Source organism: Burkholderia seminalis (assembly GCF_001718535.1).
GTDB lineage: Bacteria > Pseudomonadota > Gammaproteobacteria > Burkholderiales > Burkholderiaceae > Burkholderia > Burkholderia seminalis.
In genome coordinates this window covers 232,802-249,836 of the sequence record NZ_CP013400.1, presented here as the reverse complement: position 1 = coordinate 249,836, position 17,035 = coordinate 232,802, and the positions used below count along the sequence as shown (strand labels likewise).

Below are 17,035 nucleotides of genomic sequence, written 5' to 3'. Positions count from 1 at the left end.
GGATTCCGATACCGGCGTGAAGCGGCGCGCGGGCGCCGCGGCCTTCAGCGCGTCGCGCCCAGCGCCACGCGCAGCCGCTCCATCAACTGCGTGTAGTGGCGCAGCACGTCGTCCCTCGGCACGACATTCGCCGTCGCGAAACGGTCGGACCACGCGGGCTTCCACTCGTACGAACCGTGCACGCTGCGATCGCCGTCGGGCGCCTGGATCAGCGAGCGGATCCGCGCGTCGCGGCCCGGGCCCGTATGCACGTCGAACAGCGCGTGGATGTACGTGTGATAGGCGTCGTACACGTCGTCGTCGAACAGGTAGCGGTAGATGTGGAACGTGCGGTCGAGCTCGCGCTTCGCACGGATCACGTCGTCCGGCGAGATGTCCTTCCAGTAGCCGATCCACGTGTAGAAGCACAGCAGCATGTTGAGCTGAGGCGCAACGGCGTCGTACAGCGCGAGCCGCTTCTCGATCAGCCGCTGGTTGGTCCACTGCACGAGTTCGAGCCGCTTCAGCCGGCGCGCGACGAGCCAGCCGAGACACGCGACCGACAACGGCGTCAGCACGCCGAGCACGAGCTTGACGATTTCCAGCGAATTCCACGGATTGTTGATTGGCTGCATGAATGGCCCGACAAGAAGAAACGCATTCACGGCAACGCATGTCCGGCGCGCAGCGCCGCGTGCCCGATCGCGTCAACATTGACCGTTAGTTGCTTGCACATCGAACGCCGCATCACCGCGCCGGCGAGACGGGCGATGCGGCCTGCGTCGCCAGTTTATCCGGCGATTGTCACTGCGCAATGACCATTCGTCGACGGGCACCGTGCGCCCGCGTCGCGCTACGTCGGCAGCGCCGACGTGAGCTTGATCTTCTGCATCGGAATGTCGGTCTTCACGCTGAGCACGCCGGGAATGCGCGTGAGGGTTTCCATCTGGAAGCGCCGGTAGTCGTCGATGTCGGCCGCGACGACGCGCAGCAGGAAATCGCAATCGCCGGCCATCAGGTGGCATTCGACGACTTCCGGCATCTGCTGGACGGCCTCCGAGAAACGGTTCACCGATTCCGCGTCCTGCCCCTTCAGCCACACCCGCGTGAAGATCGTCAGCCCCTTGCCGACCTTCGCGGGATTCAGCACGGCCACGTATTTCTCGATCACACCGGCTTCCTCGAGAAGCCGCACGCGCCGCAGGCACGGTGAAGGCGACAGCCCGACCTCGTGCGCGAGCTCCACGTTCTGCATGCGGCCGTCGCGCTGCAGCGCGCTCAGGATGCGGCGATCGATAGCGTCAAGTTTCATTTGGCATCCGATTCCAAAAAATTCTCACATCGCGCGTTCAATGCCAAATTCTGAGGAAAATCTGGCCACAACGCAACCCGATTCGAGTCAAAAAAGCAGACAATCCCTCCCCCGAAGGAGGAGTCATGAGCAGTAGCGTTTCAACGTCGTCCGGGCTTCGCGACAAGCCCGCCTATGTCGCCGAGATGGGCCGCGGATTACGCGCGGCGCTGCCCGTCATGCTGGGTTTCGTGCCGTTCGCGCTCGTGCTGGGCGCGCAGGCCGCGCAGAAAGGGCTCAGCCTGTTCGAGGTGCCGATGATGACGGGCCTCAATTTCGGCGGCGGCTCCGAATTCGCGGCGATCCATCTGTGGACGTCGCCGCCGCACATCGCGCTGATCGTCGCGATGTCGTTCCTCGTGAATTCGCGCCACATCCTGATGGGCGCCGCCTTCGCGCCGTACATCCGGCGCCTGCCGCGCCGCCGTGCGTTCGTCGCGCTGTTCTTCATGTGCGACGAGAGCTGGGCGATGTCGCTCGCCGACGCGAGGGCGCGCTCGGCCACGCACATCAGCGTGCCCTATTACGCGGGCATCTGCATGGGGCTCTACCTGACGTGGATCTCGATGACGACGCTCGGCGCGGCCGTCGGCCCGACGATCGGCAACGTCGAGCAGTACGGCTTCGACATGGCGTTCACCGCCGTGTTTCTGGTGCTGCTGCGCGGCATGTGGAAAGGGATGCGTGCGAGCCGGCCGTGGTTCGTGAGCCTCGTCGTCGCGGCGGCCACGCACCTCGCCTTGCCCGGCGCCTGGTACGTCGCGGCAGGGGCATGCGCGGGGCTGATCGCCGCGCTGCTGTGGGAGCCGCGCGATGCCTGAGCTGCCGGATTTCAGTACCGTCGCGACGATCGTGCTGATGGCGTCGACGACCTATCTGTCGCGCATCCTCGGCTACGTGCTGCTGCGCAACCGCACGCTGAGCCCGCGGATGGCGTCGGTGATGGAGAACGTGCCCGGCTGCGTGCTGATCTCGGTGATCGCGCCGGCCTTCGTGTCGACGCGCCCCGCCGACCTGCTCGCGCTCGCGATCACGCTCGCCGCGGCGACGCGCCTGTCGATCCTGCCGACCGTGATCGTCGGCGTCGTGTCGGCCGGCCTGCTGCGGCACCTGCTCGGCTGAACGGTGCCGGGCCGCCGCGCCGGCCACCCCTCCAACGACGAACGGGCGCGCGATGCGCCCGTTTTCACGTCCGCGCCGGCGTGCGGCGAGCGCGTGACACGACGCTCCTCACGCCGGAGTGCTAGCCTTGTGGCTTGCGCCACGCTGGCGCGGCGCCGTACGCCCCTGTCATTGCCCATCTCCGCGAGGATCGTCCCGATGCAAGAAGCCCGCCCGCTGTTCGACCGTGTCCTGCTCACCAACGACGACGGATTCGACGCCCCCGGCCTGGCAGTACTCGAACAGGTCGCCACGCAACTGGCACGCGAAGTGTGGGTCGTCGCGCCGGCGGAAGACCAGAGCGGCACGTCGCATTCGCTGAGCCTGCACGAACCGCTGCGCGTGCATCGCAAGGGCGAGCGCCGCTTCGCGGTGCGCGGCACGCCCGGCGATTGCGTCGCGATCGCGGTCAGCCACCTGATGAAGGATGCGCGGCCCGACGTCGTGCTGTCCGGCGTGAATCGCGGCGCGAACCTCGGCACCGAAACGGTATTTTCCGGCACGGTCGGCGCGGCGATGACGAGCATGCTCGTCGGCGTGCCGGCCATCGCGCTGAGCCAGGCCTTCGTCGATCGCAACGCGGTGCCATGGAACACGGCGCTCACGCACGCGCCGGACGTCATTCGCCGGCTCGTCGCCGCCGGCTGGGACAGCGATGCGTGCCTCAACGTGAATTTCCCGGCGCGGCCGGCCGACGACGTGCGCGGCCTGAAGGTGACGAACCAGGGCGCCGGCACGCTGCAGGGTGTCGAGATCGTGTCGGGGCGCGATCCGCGCGAGATCGACTATCACTGGCTGAAGCTCGCGCGCGCGCCGCGCGACGACGACGCGGATTCGGAAACCGTCGCGCTCGGCGAAGGGTATGTCGCCGTCACGCCGCTGAAGTTCGAGCGCACGCACGATCAGGGGCTCGCGCGACTGCGGTCCAGCCTCGGCTGATCGTCCGCGCCTCCCGAAGGCCCCGGCGGTCGCGCGCGACACGCGCGCGTCGCCGCGTCACCGCGTCACCGCGTCACCGCGTCACCGCGTCACCGCGTCACCGCGTCACGTCAGGTTCAACCCGCCGTCGAGCATCACGATCTCGCCCGTCACGTAATCGGACGCGACAAGCATCGCGACCGTCTGCGCGATGTCGTCCGGCGCCGCCGCGCGGCGCATCGGCGCGCGCTCGCGCCACAGCTGCTGCGCTTCCGTCCAGTCGGCGGTCAGCGGCGTATCGACGAGCCCCGGCGCGACCGCATTGACGCGGATCGCCGGCGCGAGCGTCCGCGCGAGCAGCCGTGTGGTGTGATTGAGCGCGGCCTTCGCGGCCGCATACGGAATCGACGCGCCCTTCGGCCGCACGCCCGCATGCGAGCTGACGTTCACGACGCACCCGGCTCGCCCGTGCGACGCCGCTTCGCGCAGCGCGGCCTCCGCTTCGGCGACGAGCCGGAACGGCGCGATCACGTTGATCTCATGCATCTCGCGCCACACGTCGGGCGTGGCCGCCGCGAGGTCGTCATGCGGAATCACGCGGCTGACGCCCGCGTTGTTGACGAGCACGTCGAGCCGGCCGTGCACGGCCAGCGCGTCGCGGATCAATCGCACGCGCTCGGTATCGTCCGCGAGATCGGCCTGCACGTAGGCCCCGCCGAGTTCGCGCGCCATCGCACGCCCGGTGTCGGCCGAGCTGCGCGAATGCAGGATCACCGCGTAGCCGTCCGCCGCCAGGCGGCGCGCGACGGCCGCGCCGATCCCCGACGTCGAGCCGGTGACGAGCGCGACCGGCCGGTGCAGGCGCGACGCGCGCGGCGCGGCGGCGGTTTCGGTTTCGGGGGCCGTCTCGGCAATCGGGGCAGACATCGGCGGAAGCGGCGCATCCATGGCGGGGAACCCTGTCAGTGGCGTTCCCGCATCATAAGCGCGACGGGGCTTAGAATCGAAGCGCAATCGATCCGCCCCCACGCGCGTGCCGGCCGCGCCAGCCGGTGAGCGGGCGGCACGACCGGCAGCGCCCCATGGCGCCGCCGCACGCGGCTACTGCACGCCGGTCGGATTGCCGGCCACCACCAGCGACGGCGCGAGCGCGCTGTTCGGGTCCTGGCCGTTCCACTGGCCGACCCACGTATCGTTCGGCATCGAGCCCATCACGAAGTCGAGCGTGCCGCCGGCCTTCATCTCGTCATAGGTGATGTACGGCCGGTGCAGCGGCGTGCCGTTCAGGCTGACCGACTGCACGTAGCGATTCACCGACGACGGCGCGCCGCCGCTCGCCGTATGCGCGGTCACCTTGAAGCGCCGCGTCGCGCCGAACCTCAACGCACCGCCCGCCGCGCTTGCCGACGCGACCGGGATATCGATCGTCGCTTCCTCGAACAGCGGCGTGCCGAAGTAGAACACGCCGCCGACCGGATTCAGCGAATAGATGCCGAGCGCGGACAGCACGTACCACGCGGACAACTGGCCGCAATCGTCGTTGCCGGGAATCGCCGCATCGCGCACGCGCCGCGGATCGTTCAGCGCGGCCTTCAGGCTGTCGCCGCTCAGCAACGCGCGATCGCCGGCCGTCAGCGTCAGCGAGTACATGTCGTCCATCACCGTGCGCACGCGGTCCTGGGTCTTCGACGGCATGCCCGCGACGGCGTACAGGTACGGCAGGTGGTTCGCCGGTTCGTTGCCCGCGAAGAACTGGCCGCTGCGGCCGGTCAGGTCCGGAAAGCCCTGGTTGTACTGGAAGGTCAGCGGGTTGGCCGGATCGAACGTGCGATCGAGCTGCGCGATGAACTGGCGCTTGCCGCCGAGCAGCGCGACGAGGCCGGGGAAGTCGTGGAAGACGTTCCATGTATCGACCCACGCATTCGATTCGGAGAAGTCCGTCTTCTCGGCGGCGGTCGGATCGAAGCCGGCGACCCAGTTGCCTTGCGCATCCTTCGGCTGCGAGAACGTCCAGCCGTTGTTCGGCACCGCGTTGAACACGTTCCGGTAGTTCCGGCTGCGTTGCAGGTACGGCCGGTAGTCGGCCGCACGCTTGCCGGCCGCCTTGCCGACCGCGGCCGTCGCCCAGTCGTCGAACGCATAGTCCTGCGTCGTCGACACCGACGCGTTGTCGCCCGCGAACACATAGCCGCTTTGACGATACTGATCGAAGCCGTGCGCGCTCGCGCCCTGCGTGGTCGTCAGCGCGGTCCAGATGTCGTCGATGCCCGCGCTCGTCAGGTGCTTCAGGTACGCATCCGCGATCATCGGAATCGACGGGTGGCCGGCCATCGTGAAGGTTTCCGTTTGCGCCAGCGGCCACACCGGCAGCTCGCCCTTGCCGTTCTGCCGGAACTGCGTGAGCAGCGACTTCACCCAGCCGTCGACGCGCTCGGGCTGCACGAGCGTCATCAACGGCGATTCGGCGCGGAAGGTATCCCACAGCGAGAACGTCGACGAATAGTCGAAGCCCGGGTTCGCATGCTTGCTCGTGGTCGGCGGCGACGTCGTGCCATCGTTGGTCGAATCCATGCCGACGTAGCTGCCGTCCGCGTTGTTGTAGACCGTCGGTGCGAGCATCGTGCGGTACAGCGACGTGTAGAACATCGTCCGCTGGTCGGCCGTGCCGCCCTTGATCCGGATGCGGTCGAGCGCGGCGTGCCACACGCGCTCGGCCGCACCGCGCACCTGGTCGAACGACTGCGTGCCGACTTCCGCCGCGAGGTTGGCCTGCGCATCCGCGACGCTCGACGGCGAGATGCCGACCTTCACCGTGACCGCGCCGCCGTCGCTGCCGTCGGCGAACGTCAGGTAAGCCTTGAAGCCGTCCGTGCTGAACGCGACGTTCTTCGTATCGAACGGCTTCGAGAAGCGCGCGACGAAATACGTCGGCTTGTGGTTGGCCCAGTTGTTCGTGAATTGCCAGCCGACGATCGTCCGCGCGTCGACGATCTGGATCCTGCCGCTCGCGGTCGACCCGCCGATCGGGTTGTCGATGCTCACGATCATGCTGCGCTTCTGCGTCGCCGCGCCCGGGAAATACGTATAGCGATGTACGCCCGCATGCGTGGTCGCCGTCATCTCCGCGAGGATCGTTGCGCCCTGCACGTTCCACGGCGTGTTGCCGCTGCCGACCGGCGCCATCTTCACGCGGTAGTAGCCGGGGCTCGCGGTTTCGTCGTCATGGCTGAACGACGCGTTGTAGGTGATCGACGGATCGACGGCGACCTTCGCCAGGGTTGCCTTGTCGACCGGCGCGAGCGTCGGCAGGAACCGCACTTCGCCGCCCGAGCCGATGCCCGTGCCCGACAGGTGCGTGTGCGTGAAGCCGGTGATGAACGGATCGTCGTACTGGTAGCCCGACGTGCGATCCCAGTTCCACGGCAGCGTATGCGCGCCGCCCGTCGTGTCCGGCCCGAGCTGCACCATCCCGAACGGCACGGTCGCGCCCGGATACACGTGGCCGTGGCCGCGCACGCCGCTCGCCCAGTCCGCGTTGATGTCGAGATTCGCGGTGCCGATCATCGGATCGACGCTGCGCAGCACCGACCGCTTGCCCGCGCCGCCGTTCTCGCCCTGGTCGTTTTGATCGCCTTGGTCGGTTCGATCGTTCTGGTTGCCCTGCGGGTTCGACATCTGCGCCAACACGCTCGCATCTGTCGAACCCTGGTCGCCCCCGCACCCCGACAACACGGCAAGGCACCCGATACCCACCACATGACGTAGCTTCATCCGTTCGTCCCTCCCTCTCTCTCTTTGCGTCGATCCCGTTGGCAAGGACCGCTCGTTGATCGTCCAGCCTTACTGCGCGCCGGCCGCCTGCGGGAACGACGGCATCGCGGACGCATCGGTGCCCCACGTCGCGGCGTTCGCGTCGGCCGTCATCGAATACGACAGCGTCCCGCCCTGCGCGATGTGTTCGAACGGCAGCCATGCGGTCGGGTAAGGTGCGCCGTTCAGCTTCAGCGACTTCACGTAGAACGACGCGCCGTCGCTGGAGCCTGCCCCCGGCGCGGCGATGCGCAGCAGACGGTAGCTGCCGTCCTGCTGCCCGACGCGCACCGTGATCTTCTCGAACTGCGGGCTCGACAGCGCGACGCCGCTCACGCCAGGCACGACCGGATAGAGACCGAGCGCGGCCCACACGTACCAGCCGGAGAGCGCGCCGAGATCGTCGTTGCCGGGCAACCCCGCCGCGCCGGTGCCGAACGCGTTCGCGAGCGACGCGTGCAGCACGCGCTGCGTATGCGACGGTGCGCCGGCCCACGCATAGACCCACGGCACGGCCATCGTCACTTCGTTGCCGACGTAGAAATACGGCTGCACGGTGCCGACGTTCAGGTGCGTGAAGAACGTGTCGAGCCGCTCGACGACCGGTGCGGCGCCGCCCGCCCGCGCGACCACGCCCGCGAGATCGTGCGGCACGTACCACGTGTATTGCTCGGCGTTGCCTTCCATGAAGCCGGAGCCGTCGGTGACCCACGCGCCGGCCGACGTCTTTGGCTGGATCGCCGTCCTGTCGAACAGGTTCCGCCAGTTGCCGCTCGACTTCAGCAGCGTGCCGGCCGTCGCCGTATCGCCGAGTGCCGTCGCGAAGCGCGACACCGCGAAATCGCGCACGGCGTATTCGAGCGTGTTCGACGCGGTCTGGTTGTCGCCGCTGCCCGACGCGGGCACGTAGCCGAGCCGGTCGTAGTCCGCTCGGCTGCCCATCACGGGTGTGCCGGCACACGCTGCGCCGGGCGCCGTGCTGCGCTTCATGATCGACAGCGCGGCCTGCGTATCGAAATTCGTCGCGCCGAATGCATACGCGTTCGCCGCGATGATCGATCCCGCGTCGCCCGGCATCACGGCCGTTTCCGTATTGAAGTATGCCCAGCGCGGGAAGGCGCCGCAGGCCTTCGCGTCGAGCACGAGCGACTGCACGATGTCGCTGGTGCGCACCGGATCGAGCAGCGCCTGCAACTGGATGAACGAGCGGTCGATATCCCAGCCGGAGAAGTTCGCGTACATCGTGCGGCCCCGGTCGACCTGACGTGTCGGCGCATCAGGCGCGCCGTTCGATGCATGGAAGTCCGGATACTGGCCGTTCACGTCGTTGAATACATTCGGATGCAGCGACGCGTGATACAGCGCGGTGTAGAACCTGGTCTTGTCGGCATCGCTGCCGCCGGTGACCTGGATCGCGTTCAGGCGGGCGTTCCAGGCGGCACTCGCCGCGCGGCGCACCTCGTCGAAGTTCCAGCCTGCCCGGCCGTGCATCGCGTTGCCGGGGTTTTCCGCGTCGAGGTTCGCCTTCGCGTTCGCTTCGCTGACAAACGAAATGCCGAGCTTCATCATCACGTCCGGTTGCTTGCGGTCGACATGGAACGTCAACGTCACGGGGCTGTCGTTCGACAACGCGGGCTTCGCCGCGAACGGCTGGCTGAACTCCGCGTAGTAGTAGACGGGCACCGCATGCCCGGCCCAGCAGAATCCGCCGCCCGCGATCGTGCCCGACAGCGCGCGGTCGCCGACCTGGCGGATCGTGTCGCGCGTCGTGCCCTGTGCACGGTTGTTCAGCACGGTCGGATCGATCGCGATCGTCGCCTGCTGGCCCCGCGCGAGTACCGGATACGTGAAGCGCGCGAAGCCGGTGCGCACCGTCGTCGTCAGTTCGGCCTTGATGCCGTTGCCGAGCGTTACGCCGTAGTAGCCGGCCTGCGCGGTTTCGTCCGCGTGGCTGAAGCTGGCCGGCGTGCCGGCATCGCCCGGTGTGAGCTGCGGCATCACGTTCAGGTAGCCGCCATTCGCCCAGCAGCCGGTGCCGCTCAGGTGCAGGATGCTGAATGCGTTGATCGACGTGTCGCCGTACCAGTAGCCGCCGGAGAAGCCGGAGCCGTCGCCCTTGCGGCTGTCGTATTGCGCGGTGGGCGTCATCGGGCTCCACTGCATCATCCCGAACGGGACCGTCGGCCCCGGGAACGTGCCGCCGCCGAGCCCCGAGCCGACCGGGTCGGCCGGCTGATCGGTCGCGTAGTCGGTGCCGATCAGCGGATCGACGTACTGGACGACGCGCATGTCGGCGTTTTTCTTCGATGCTTCGTTGCCGGTGCTGTCATCGTTTTCATTGCGTTGCCCATGCGCCGCGGCCGACAGATTCGACACCGCGACCGACGGCGAATCGCCGTCGCCGCCGCACGAAGCCAGCACAACGCACAGCGCCAGCAGCGCCGCTCGCCACCCCCAGTTCCTCGACATTGCCTGTCTCCGTTTCGTTCTTGAATCAAGCTGTTGGTTCGAACTACTGAGCTTTAGATCAGGAATCTTTTTCGTGACTTGTCGCGTACGCGGTCAATCGGTCGAAACTGCCGGACGCATGTATTTATTGCCGCATTCTGGGTGCCCGAAAAGGACGCACCGGCATGTCGACATGCCGGCGCCCGGGAACGGACAACGCGCACAAGCGTGCCCAAATAAACGTGATTTCTCTACCCCGTGTTTTTACGAATTTTTATTTTGTTTATCTAAACAAAAGTCAATTGATTCGATTTTTATACGGGATCCGGTATTGATGACGTGACCAGTCACGACGACTGCTTCGGCAGATCGACGTAATCCTCGAGTTCCCCGGCGATATAAAGCCGCTTGCCAATTCGCGGGTATTCGCAGACGTCGTGTTCGAGCCGCTGCCCGCCGACGAGCAGTTCCAGCGGCGCATCGCCGGTGTTCTGCACCGTATGCGCTTCGCCGCCGCGCGGGAAGCCGATGAAATCGCCCGGCCCGATTTCACTGGCGCGTTCGCCGATCGTGACCGAACCCGTGCCGGCCAGCACGTAGACGAACTCCTCTTCGTACAGGTGGCGGTGATATTCGGCCGATTCGTGACCGGGCATCAGCGTGAGCAGGTGAACACCGAATTGCGTCAGGCCGGTCAGGTCGCTGAGTTGTCGCTTGAGACGAACGGCATTGGGATTCAGCGAATGCACCGCGCGCGTCGGTTCCATCTTCTCGATATCGGCGGCCTTCAGCAGTTCCCGGGGAAAGGGAGTCGACATGGGGATCTCGCAAGCGTGAATGCGTCAGTTGAATGCGGCGCCGGCGCGGCGCGCGCAGCGGTCATTGTCCGACATTTTCACGCTTGCAAGGCGCGTCAGGCCGCCCCTGCGACGCGGCCAAACTGGGCTAACGCGCGCAATCGGCCAGCAGGTTCGCCAGCACGGACGCCCCTTGCGAGAGGTGCACCGGATCGGCGTCTTCCGCTTCGTTGTGGCTCAGGCCGGCCTTGCACGGCACGAACACCATCGCGGACGGCGCGACGTACGACAGGTTCACCGCGTCGTGCCCCGCGCCGCTGCACATCTCCAGGTACGGATAGCCGGCGGCGGCCGCCGCACGCCGCACGCGTGCGACGCATTCCGCATCGAACACCACCGGCTCGTATTCGGCGATGGTCTGCACTTCCACCGTCGTACCGCGCAGCGCGGTGCGCCGCAAGCAGATCGCTTCGATGTCGGCGACGAGCTGCTGCAACGCCGGCCGCGACGGGTGACGCACGTCGACGCTGAAGCGGACCTTGCCCGGTATCGTGCTCGGCGAATTCGGCTGGCACGCGACATGGCCGACCGTCACGCGCGCATCGGCGTCGAATGCGTGGCCGTGCTCGACGATCGCGGCGATCATCGCGGCCGCCGCGCCCATCGCGTCGCGGCGCACGCTCATCGGCGTCGTGCCTGCATGCGATTCGAAGCCGCTCACCGTGACGTCGAGTTCGTAGATGCCCTGCACGCCCGTCACGACGCCGATCGGCAAGCCGGCCTGCTCCAGCACCGGCCCTTGTTCGATATGCGCTTCGAAATACGCGTTGGGCATCTGCCGCTCGCGCGCGGGGCCGGCGAAGCCGGTGCGTTCGAGTTCGTCGCGCAGCAGCACGCCCGTCTGCATGCACGGGCGGGCCAGCGCGTAGTCGAGATCCAGCGAGCCGGCATAAACGGCCGAGCCCATCATGCCCGGCGTGAAGCGCGAACCCTCTTCGTTGGTCCACGCGACGACGTCGATCGGATGCCGCGTTTCGATACCGTGCTCGTTCAGCGCGCGGATCGCTTCGAGGCCCGCCAGCACGCCGTAGACACCGTCGAAACGTCCGCCGAGCGGCTGCGTGTCGAGATGGCTGCCGCACATCACGGCCGGCAGGTCGGGCTGCGTGCCGGGCCGGCGCGCGAACACGTTGCCGATCGGATCGATGCGGACCTCGCAGCCGGCTGCCTCGCACCATGCGATGAAGCGGCGCCGGCCCCGCGCGTCGTCGTCGGTCAGCGCGAGCCGGCAGCTCCCGCCGTGCGCGGTCGCGCCGATCGTCGCCATCTCCATCAGCGAATCCCACAGCCGTTGCTGGTTAACGAGAATCATCGCGACCGCTCCTGAAAAGCCCCGAGCATATACACTCGACCCAATAAGAAAAATCCAAGATTTCGTTGTGGACGATAACTTTTCCTTGTCACCCGGGGTTCCACCCGACACCCTGCGCCTTCCCCGCAACCGGATCGATCGGTCATGAAGCTCAAGCAACTCGATGCGTTTCTCGCGGTCGCCGAGCATCGCACCATTCGCGGCGCGGCGCGCGCGCTCGGCGTCACGCAACCGGCCATCAGCAGCATCGTGCGCGAGCTCGAACAGGAGTTGGGCGTGCCGCTCGTCGTGCGCAGCGTGAAAGGGATCGAACTGACCGATTACGGCAGCGCGTTCGCGATTCGCGCGCGGCTGATCGTCGAGGAGATCCAGCGCACGCGCGACGAGATCGAGCAGTTGCGGCTGGGCACGACCGGCTCGGTGTCGATCGCGGTCAGTCCGACCGTCGCGTTGACGATCCTGCCGCGCGCGTTCGCCGCGTTCATGCGCGACCTGCCCGGCGCGACACTGAACGTCGACGACGCGCTCACCGCGACGGATCTCGCGCGGCTGCGCGACGGTTCGCTCGATTTCATCGTCACGCATCAATTGTCGAACGCGATGCCGGACCCCGACGCGCTCGCGAGCATTCCGTTGTTCCGGACCGCGTTCGCGGTCGTCGCGAGAAACCGGCATCGGCTCGCGCGCGCCCGCTCGCTGCGCGAGCTCGTCGATGCACACTGGTGCGTGCCGCGCTACGGCGAAGGCGGGGACGATCTGGTGCGCTCGATCTTCACGCCGTTCGGCCTCGACGTGCCGAAGCGGGTGGTTCACTGCCCGTCGTTTGCCGCGACGCTCGGGCTCGTGTCGCAGACGGATGCGCTCGGCGTGTTCGCGCGGCCGCTCGCGGACGTCGAACGCAAGTCGCGCGGAATCGTCACGCTGGATCTCGCCGAGCCGATGCCCGCGTTGACGGTTGCGATCGTGATGCGGCGGCATGCATGGCTGACACCGGCCGCGCTACACCTCATCGAATGCCTGAAAGTTGCATCCGCAACCATCACGGCCACGGCCGACGCGTGACGCTCAGCGCACGTGCACGCCGCGCAGCTCCGTCAGCAATGCGACGAGCCGGTCGATGTGCGCATCTTCCGTGCGCCACGACGACACGCTGATCCGGAACGCCGGCCGCCCCTGCCACACGGTCGCGCCGAACCATACGTAGCCCGAGGCCTGCGCGGCGTCGAGGACCGCCGCGGTTTCCGCGTCGGTGCCGGCGCGCACGAGCACCTGGTTCAGCACGACGCGGTTCAACACGTCGTAGCCGGCCGCCCGCAGCCCGTCCGCGACCCGCGCCGCCTGCGCGCAATGCCGTTCGACCATCGTGGCCACGCCGGCGCGGCCGAGCGCACGCAGCGCGGCCCAGACGGGGATGCCGCGCGCACGCCGCGAGAATTCGAGGTTCAGGTTCTTCTGCGCATCGCGCGCGCCGCTCAGGTAGACGGCGTCGCTGTTCATCGCGGTGGCAAGCGCGGCCGGGTCGCGGCAGATCACCATCGCGCCGTCGTACGGCGTGTTGAGCCACTTGTGGCCGTCGGTCGTCCAGCTGTCCGCGCCGTCGATGCCGTCGGTCAGCGCGCGCTTCGCCGACGCGCGCGCCCACAGGCCGAACGCGCCGTCCACGTGTACCCAGGCGCCGGCCGCCTTCGCGGGCGGAATCAGCGCCGCGAACGGATCGAATTCGCCGGTGTTCACTTCGCCGGCCTGCACGCAGAGGATCGTCATGTCGTCGAGCGGCGGCAACTGCGCGGGGTCGATGCGGCCGTGCGCATCGACGGGCGCGACGACGATGCGCTTCATCCCGAAACCGAGCACGCGCAGCGCCTTTTTCACCGTGATGTGCGCGAGCGCGGAGATCACGACCTTCACTTCCGGCGCGCCGATCAGGCCGTCCTCGTCGATGTCCCAGCCCTTGCGCGCGAGCAATGCGCGCCGCGCGGCCACCAGCGCGACGAGCGTGCAGGCCGTTGCGCTCGTGCCGAAGCCGACCGCGCTGCCTTCGGGCAACGCGAGCACGTCGACGACCCAGCGCGCGGCCTGCCGTTCGAGCGTCGCGGCCACCGGCGAATTCGCATACGACGACGCGCACTGGTCCCACGCAAGCATCAATCGTTCGGCCGCGGCGGCAGCCGGCAGCGTCGCGCCGATCACGAAGCCGAAGTAGTTCGGGCCGTTCGATGCGACCGTCGCGGGCGTGCCGCGCTCGTCGAGCAGGCGCAGCACGTCGTCGGCCGGGCGGCCCGTATCGGGCAGCGGTTCGTCGAAAGCGGCGAGACCGGCCAGCGCGGCCGCGTCGGGAAACGCGCGCCGGTCGGCGGTTGCAGCCAGATACGCGTGCGCGCGCCGGTCGGCGTCGGCCAGCAGTGCGAGTTCGTCCATGTCGGTTGCCTCGGTGGGAATCAGCGGTGCGTCAGAGTTGCGAGAGATCGTGGCCGAGCTGCTGGAGCGCGCCGTCGATCCGCTTGTAGTACGTGAACTTGCCGACACGCGTGGCCCGCACGAGCCCGGCATCCGCGAGGATGCGCATGTGGCGCGTGGTCGTGGCCGGCGCGATGCCGAGCTTCTCGGTGATGTACGTGCAGCACACGCCGAGCGCGTCGATATCGCCGTGCGGCTGCGGCGGGAAATGCTCGCGCGGCTGCTTGAGCCAGCGCAGCACGGCCAGACGGCTTTCGTTGGCCAGGGCGCTGATGCGGGTGACGTCGTCCATGAGATGCGGTTTCGTTTGACGTTTTGAATATTAGCTAAATGACGAAACGTGGGCAAGGGGGCGAACGGCGATGTCGGCGGGCGATGTCGTTCGCCGTTCAGGGGCACCGCCATGCGACGCGATCGCGCCTCATATGCCCTCGGCACGGTCCCTCACCTCCTGCCATCGCCACGAAACAATTTGTTACAAATAGCCGTTTTCACCCCCTCTTGAAGCGCGCGACGGGCGCCTCTATTTCGCAATCCGCCAGACATTGGCTCGGCTGCATGGCGGCGTTCCACGCGCCCCGCTACCCGCAGCCGGATTCCCTTATTGGTGATCCTTTAATCGCTCAGGAGATGGAAATGCAGATTCGTCCCCTCTACGACCGGGTTATCGTCAAGCGAATCGAAACGCAGCGGACGACGGCTTCGGGCATCGTGATACCCGATTCGGCGGCGGAAAAACCGGAACAAGGCGAAATCGTCGCAGTCGGCAACGGCCGGCTGCTGCAGGACGGCACGCTGCGCGCGCTCCAGTTGAAAGTCGGCGACCAGGTGCTCTTCGGCAAATACGCGGGCCAGACCGTCAAGGTGGACGGCGAGGAACTGCTGGTCATGCGCGAAGAGGACGTCATGGGCGTACTCGAACCCGGCTCGCAAGCCGCCCGACAAGCGGCCTGACACCCGCTTCGACCGCGCCGCACCGGTGTTGGCCCGGTGTGCGCGGCATTCCGATCAACGACTTTTTCCGGAGCAATCAAAATGGCTGCAAAAGACGTGAAATTCAGCGACGGCGCGCGTAACCGCATCGTCAAGGGCGTGAACGTGCTGGCCGATGCGGTGAAGGTGACGCTCGGTCCGAAGGGCCGCAACGTGGTGATCGAGCGCAGCTTCGGCGCGCCCGTGATCACCAAGGACGGCGTGTCGGTCGCGAAGGAAATCGAGCTGAAGGAGCGCTTCGAGAACATGGGCGCGCAGATCGTCAAGCAGGTCGCGTCGAAAACCGCCGACGTGGCCGGCGACGGCACGACGACCGCCACCGTGCTCGCGCAGGCCATCGTGCAGGAAGGCATGAAGCATGTCGCGGCCGGCCTGAATCCGATGGACCTGAAGCGCGGCATCGACAAGGCCGTCGGCGCGGTGCTCGACGAGCTGCGCACGCTGTCGAGGCCGATCTCGACCCACAAGGAAATCGCGCAGGTCGGCGCCATTTCCGCGAACGCGGACGAGGCGATCGGCAAGATCATCGCCGACGCGATGGAGAAGGTCGGCAAGGAAGGCGTGATCACGGTCGAGGACGGCAAGTCGCTCGACAACGAGCTCGACGTGGTTGAAGGCATGCAGTTCGATCGCGGCTATGTCAGCCCGTACTTCATCAACGATCCGGACAAGCAGGCCGCCTATCTCGACGACGCGCTGATCCTGCTGCACGACAAGAAAATCTCGAGCATTCGCGATCTGCTGCCGATTCTCGAGGCCGCATCGAAGGCCGGCAAGCCGCTGCTGATCGTCGCGGAAGATGTCGAGGCCGAAGCGCTCGCGACGCTCGTCGTGAATGCGATGCGCGGCATCCTGAAGGTCGCCGCCGTCAAGGCGCCGGGCTTCGGCGACCGGCGCAAGGCCATGCTCGAGGACATCGCGATCCTGACCGGCGCGACGGTCATCTCCGACGAAACCGGCAAGCAGCTCGACAAGGCCACGCTCGACGATCTCGGCCGCGCGAAGCGCGTCGAGGTGCGCAAGGACGACACGATCATCATCGACGGCGCGGGCGACGCGGCGCGCATCGATGCGCGCGTGAAGTCGATCCGCGTGCAGATCGACGAAGCGACGAGCGACTACGATCGCGAGAAGCTGCAGGAGCGCGTGGCGAAGCTCGCGGGTGGCGTCGCCGTGATCAAGGTCGGCGCGGTCACCGAAGTCGAAATGAAGGAAAAGAAGGACCGTGTCGACGATGCGCTGCATGCGACGCGCGCGGCGGTCGAAGAAGGGATCGTGCCTGGCGGCGGGGTCGCGCTGCTGCGCGCACGCGCGGCGCTGTCGGACCTCAAGGGCGCGAACGCCGATCAGGATGCCGGCATCCGGATCGTGCTGCGCGCGCTCGAGGCACCGCTGCGCGTGATCGTGTCGAATGCGGGCGACGAGCCGTCGGTCGTGATCGCGAAGGTGCTCGAGGGCAAGGGCAACTTCGGCTACAACGCGGCGACCGGCGAGTACGGCGATCTCGTCGAGGCAGGCGTGGTCGACCCGACCAAGGTCACGCGTACGGCGCTGCAGAACGCCGCGTCGATCGCGGGGCTGATCCTGACGACGGACGCAACGGTCGCCGACGCCCCGAAGGACGAAAAGCCGGTGCAGGCCGCCGCACCGGAACTCGAGTACTGACCCGGCAGCGGGTCGTGCACGCGCCGGCCAACAGTCGCGGCCGGCGCCATTCGTTCGGCGCCGCACGCTGCCATTCACGCGGCG

The 17,035-nt window shown here is 67.4% G+C and carries 15 protein-coding genes; 6 read left to right on the top strand and 9 right to left on the bottom strand.

The window, feature by feature from the left end; translation table 11 throughout:
* Nucleotides 1-44 precede the first annotated feature (44 nt).
* Complete coding sequence (locus tag WJ12_RS21790) at nt 45-614, bottom strand: hypothetical protein (protein WP_034188561.1); 570 nt, start codon at nt 612-614, stop codon at nt 45-47.
* A gap of 218 nt (nt 615-832) precedes the next feature.
* On the bottom strand, nt 833-1,291 hold the full coding sequence (locus WJ12_RS21785; protein ID WP_034188562.1) for an Lrp/AsnC family transcriptional regulator: 459 nt from the start codon (nt 1,289-1,291) through the stop codon (nt 833-835).
* 125 nt (nt 1,292-1,416) lie between these two features.
* On the opposite strand from WJ12_RS21785, the gene WJ12_RS21780 reads away from it, so the two are divergent.
* The 3 genes from WJ12_RS21780 to surE all read left to right on the top strand — a co-directional run bounded on the left by WJ12_RS21780 (nt 1,417) and on the right by surE (nt 3,430).
* Nucleotides 1,417-2,151 (top strand): AzlC family ABC transporter permease, encoded by a 735-nt coding sequence (locus WJ12_RS21780; protein WP_059559991.1) that lies wholly within the window; start codon nt 1,417-1,419, stop codon nt 2,149-2,151.
* Entirely contained in the window at nt 2,144-2,452 is a 309-nt protein-coding gene (locus WJ12_RS21775; RefSeq protein ID WP_080287849.1) for an AzlD family protein, read from the top strand. The genes WJ12_RS21780 and WJ12_RS21775 overlap by 8 nt, the downstream gene beginning before the upstream one ends.
* Before the next feature lie 198 nt (nt 2,453-2,650).
* Nucleotides 2,651-3,430, top strand: a complete 780-nt coding sequence (gene surE, locus WJ12_RS21770; RefSeq protein WP_059559994.1) for a 5'/3'-nucleotidase SurE — start codon at nt 2,651-2,653, stop codon at nt 3,428-3,430.
* A 105-nt stretch (nt 3,431-3,535) separates the two neighbouring features.
* On the opposite strand, the gene WJ12_RS21765 is transcribed toward surE, so the two are convergent.
* From WJ12_RS21765 to WJ12_RS21745, 5 genes are all read right to left on the bottom strand, one after another.
* The gene (locus tag WJ12_RS21765; protein WP_049031219.1) at nt 3,536-4,357 is read right to left on the bottom strand and encodes an SDR family NAD(P)-dependent oxidoreductase; all 822 of its coding nucleotides are present in this window, start codon (nt 4,355-4,357) and stop codon (nt 3,536-3,538) included.
* Nucleotides 4,358-4,510: 153 nt separating this feature from the next.
* Nucleotides 4,511-7,180 (bottom strand): GH92 family glycosyl hydrolase, encoded by a 2,670-nt coding sequence (locus WJ12_RS21760; RefSeq protein ID WP_059560000.1) that lies wholly within the window; start codon nt 7,178-7,180, stop codon nt 4,511-4,513.
* Nucleotides 7,181-7,249: 69 nt separating this feature from the next.
* Entirely contained in the window at nt 7,250-9,688 is a 2,439-nt protein-coding gene (locus tag WJ12_RS21755) for a GH92 family glycosyl hydrolase (RefSeq protein WP_059560003.1), read from the bottom strand.
* Between the two features lie 326 nt (nt 9,689-10,014).
* Nucleotides 10,015-10,485: a cupin domain-containing protein gene (locus WJ12_RS21750; protein ID WP_049030123.1), complete on the bottom strand. Its 471-nt coding sequence runs from the start codon at nt 10,483-10,485 to the stop codon at nt 10,015-10,017.
* Between the two features lie 127 nt (nt 10,486-10,612).
* Nucleotides 10,613-11,836, bottom strand: coding sequence for a Zn-dependent hydrolase (locus WJ12_RS21745; protein ID WP_059560006.1), 1,224 nt, complete (start codon nt 11,834-11,836; stop codon nt 10,613-10,615).
* A gap of 144 nt (nt 11,837-11,980) precedes the next feature.
* On the opposite strand from WJ12_RS21745, the gene WJ12_RS21740 reads away from it, so the two are divergent.
* Complete coding sequence (locus tag WJ12_RS21740) at nt 11,981-12,898, top strand: LysR family transcriptional regulator (protein ID WP_059560009.1); 918 nt, start codon at nt 11,981-11,983, stop codon at nt 12,896-12,898.
* 3 nt (nt 12,899-12,901) lie between these two features.
* On the opposite strand, the gene WJ12_RS21735 is transcribed toward WJ12_RS21740, so the two are convergent.
* Nucleotides 12,902-14,254, bottom strand: coding sequence for a pyridoxal phosphate-dependent decarboxylase family protein (locus WJ12_RS21735; protein ID WP_059560012.1), 1,353 nt, complete (start codon nt 14,252-14,254; stop codon nt 12,902-12,904).
* 31 nt (nt 14,255-14,285) lie between these two features.
* Entirely contained in the window at nt 14,286-14,585 is a 300-nt protein-coding gene (locus WJ12_RS21730) for an ArsR/SmtB family transcription factor (protein ID WP_049030128.1), read from the bottom strand.
* Between the two features lie 344 nt (nt 14,586-14,929).
* Here WJ12_RS21730 and WJ12_RS21725 point away from each other — a divergent pair, with 344 nt between their 5' ends.
* Both WJ12_RS21725 and groL read left to right on the top strand, forming a co-directional pair.
* On the top strand, nt 14,930-15,247 hold the full coding sequence (locus WJ12_RS21725; protein WP_034188621.1) for a co-chaperone GroES: 318 nt from the start codon (nt 14,930-14,932) through the stop codon (nt 15,245-15,247).
* Between the two features lie 81 nt (nt 15,248-15,328).
* Nucleotides 15,329-16,951, top strand: coding sequence for a chaperonin GroEL (groL, locus tag WJ12_RS21720; protein ID WP_059560015.1), 1,623 nt, complete (start codon nt 15,329-15,331; stop codon nt 16,949-16,951).
* Nucleotides 16,952-17,035: the final 84 nt, after the last annotated feature.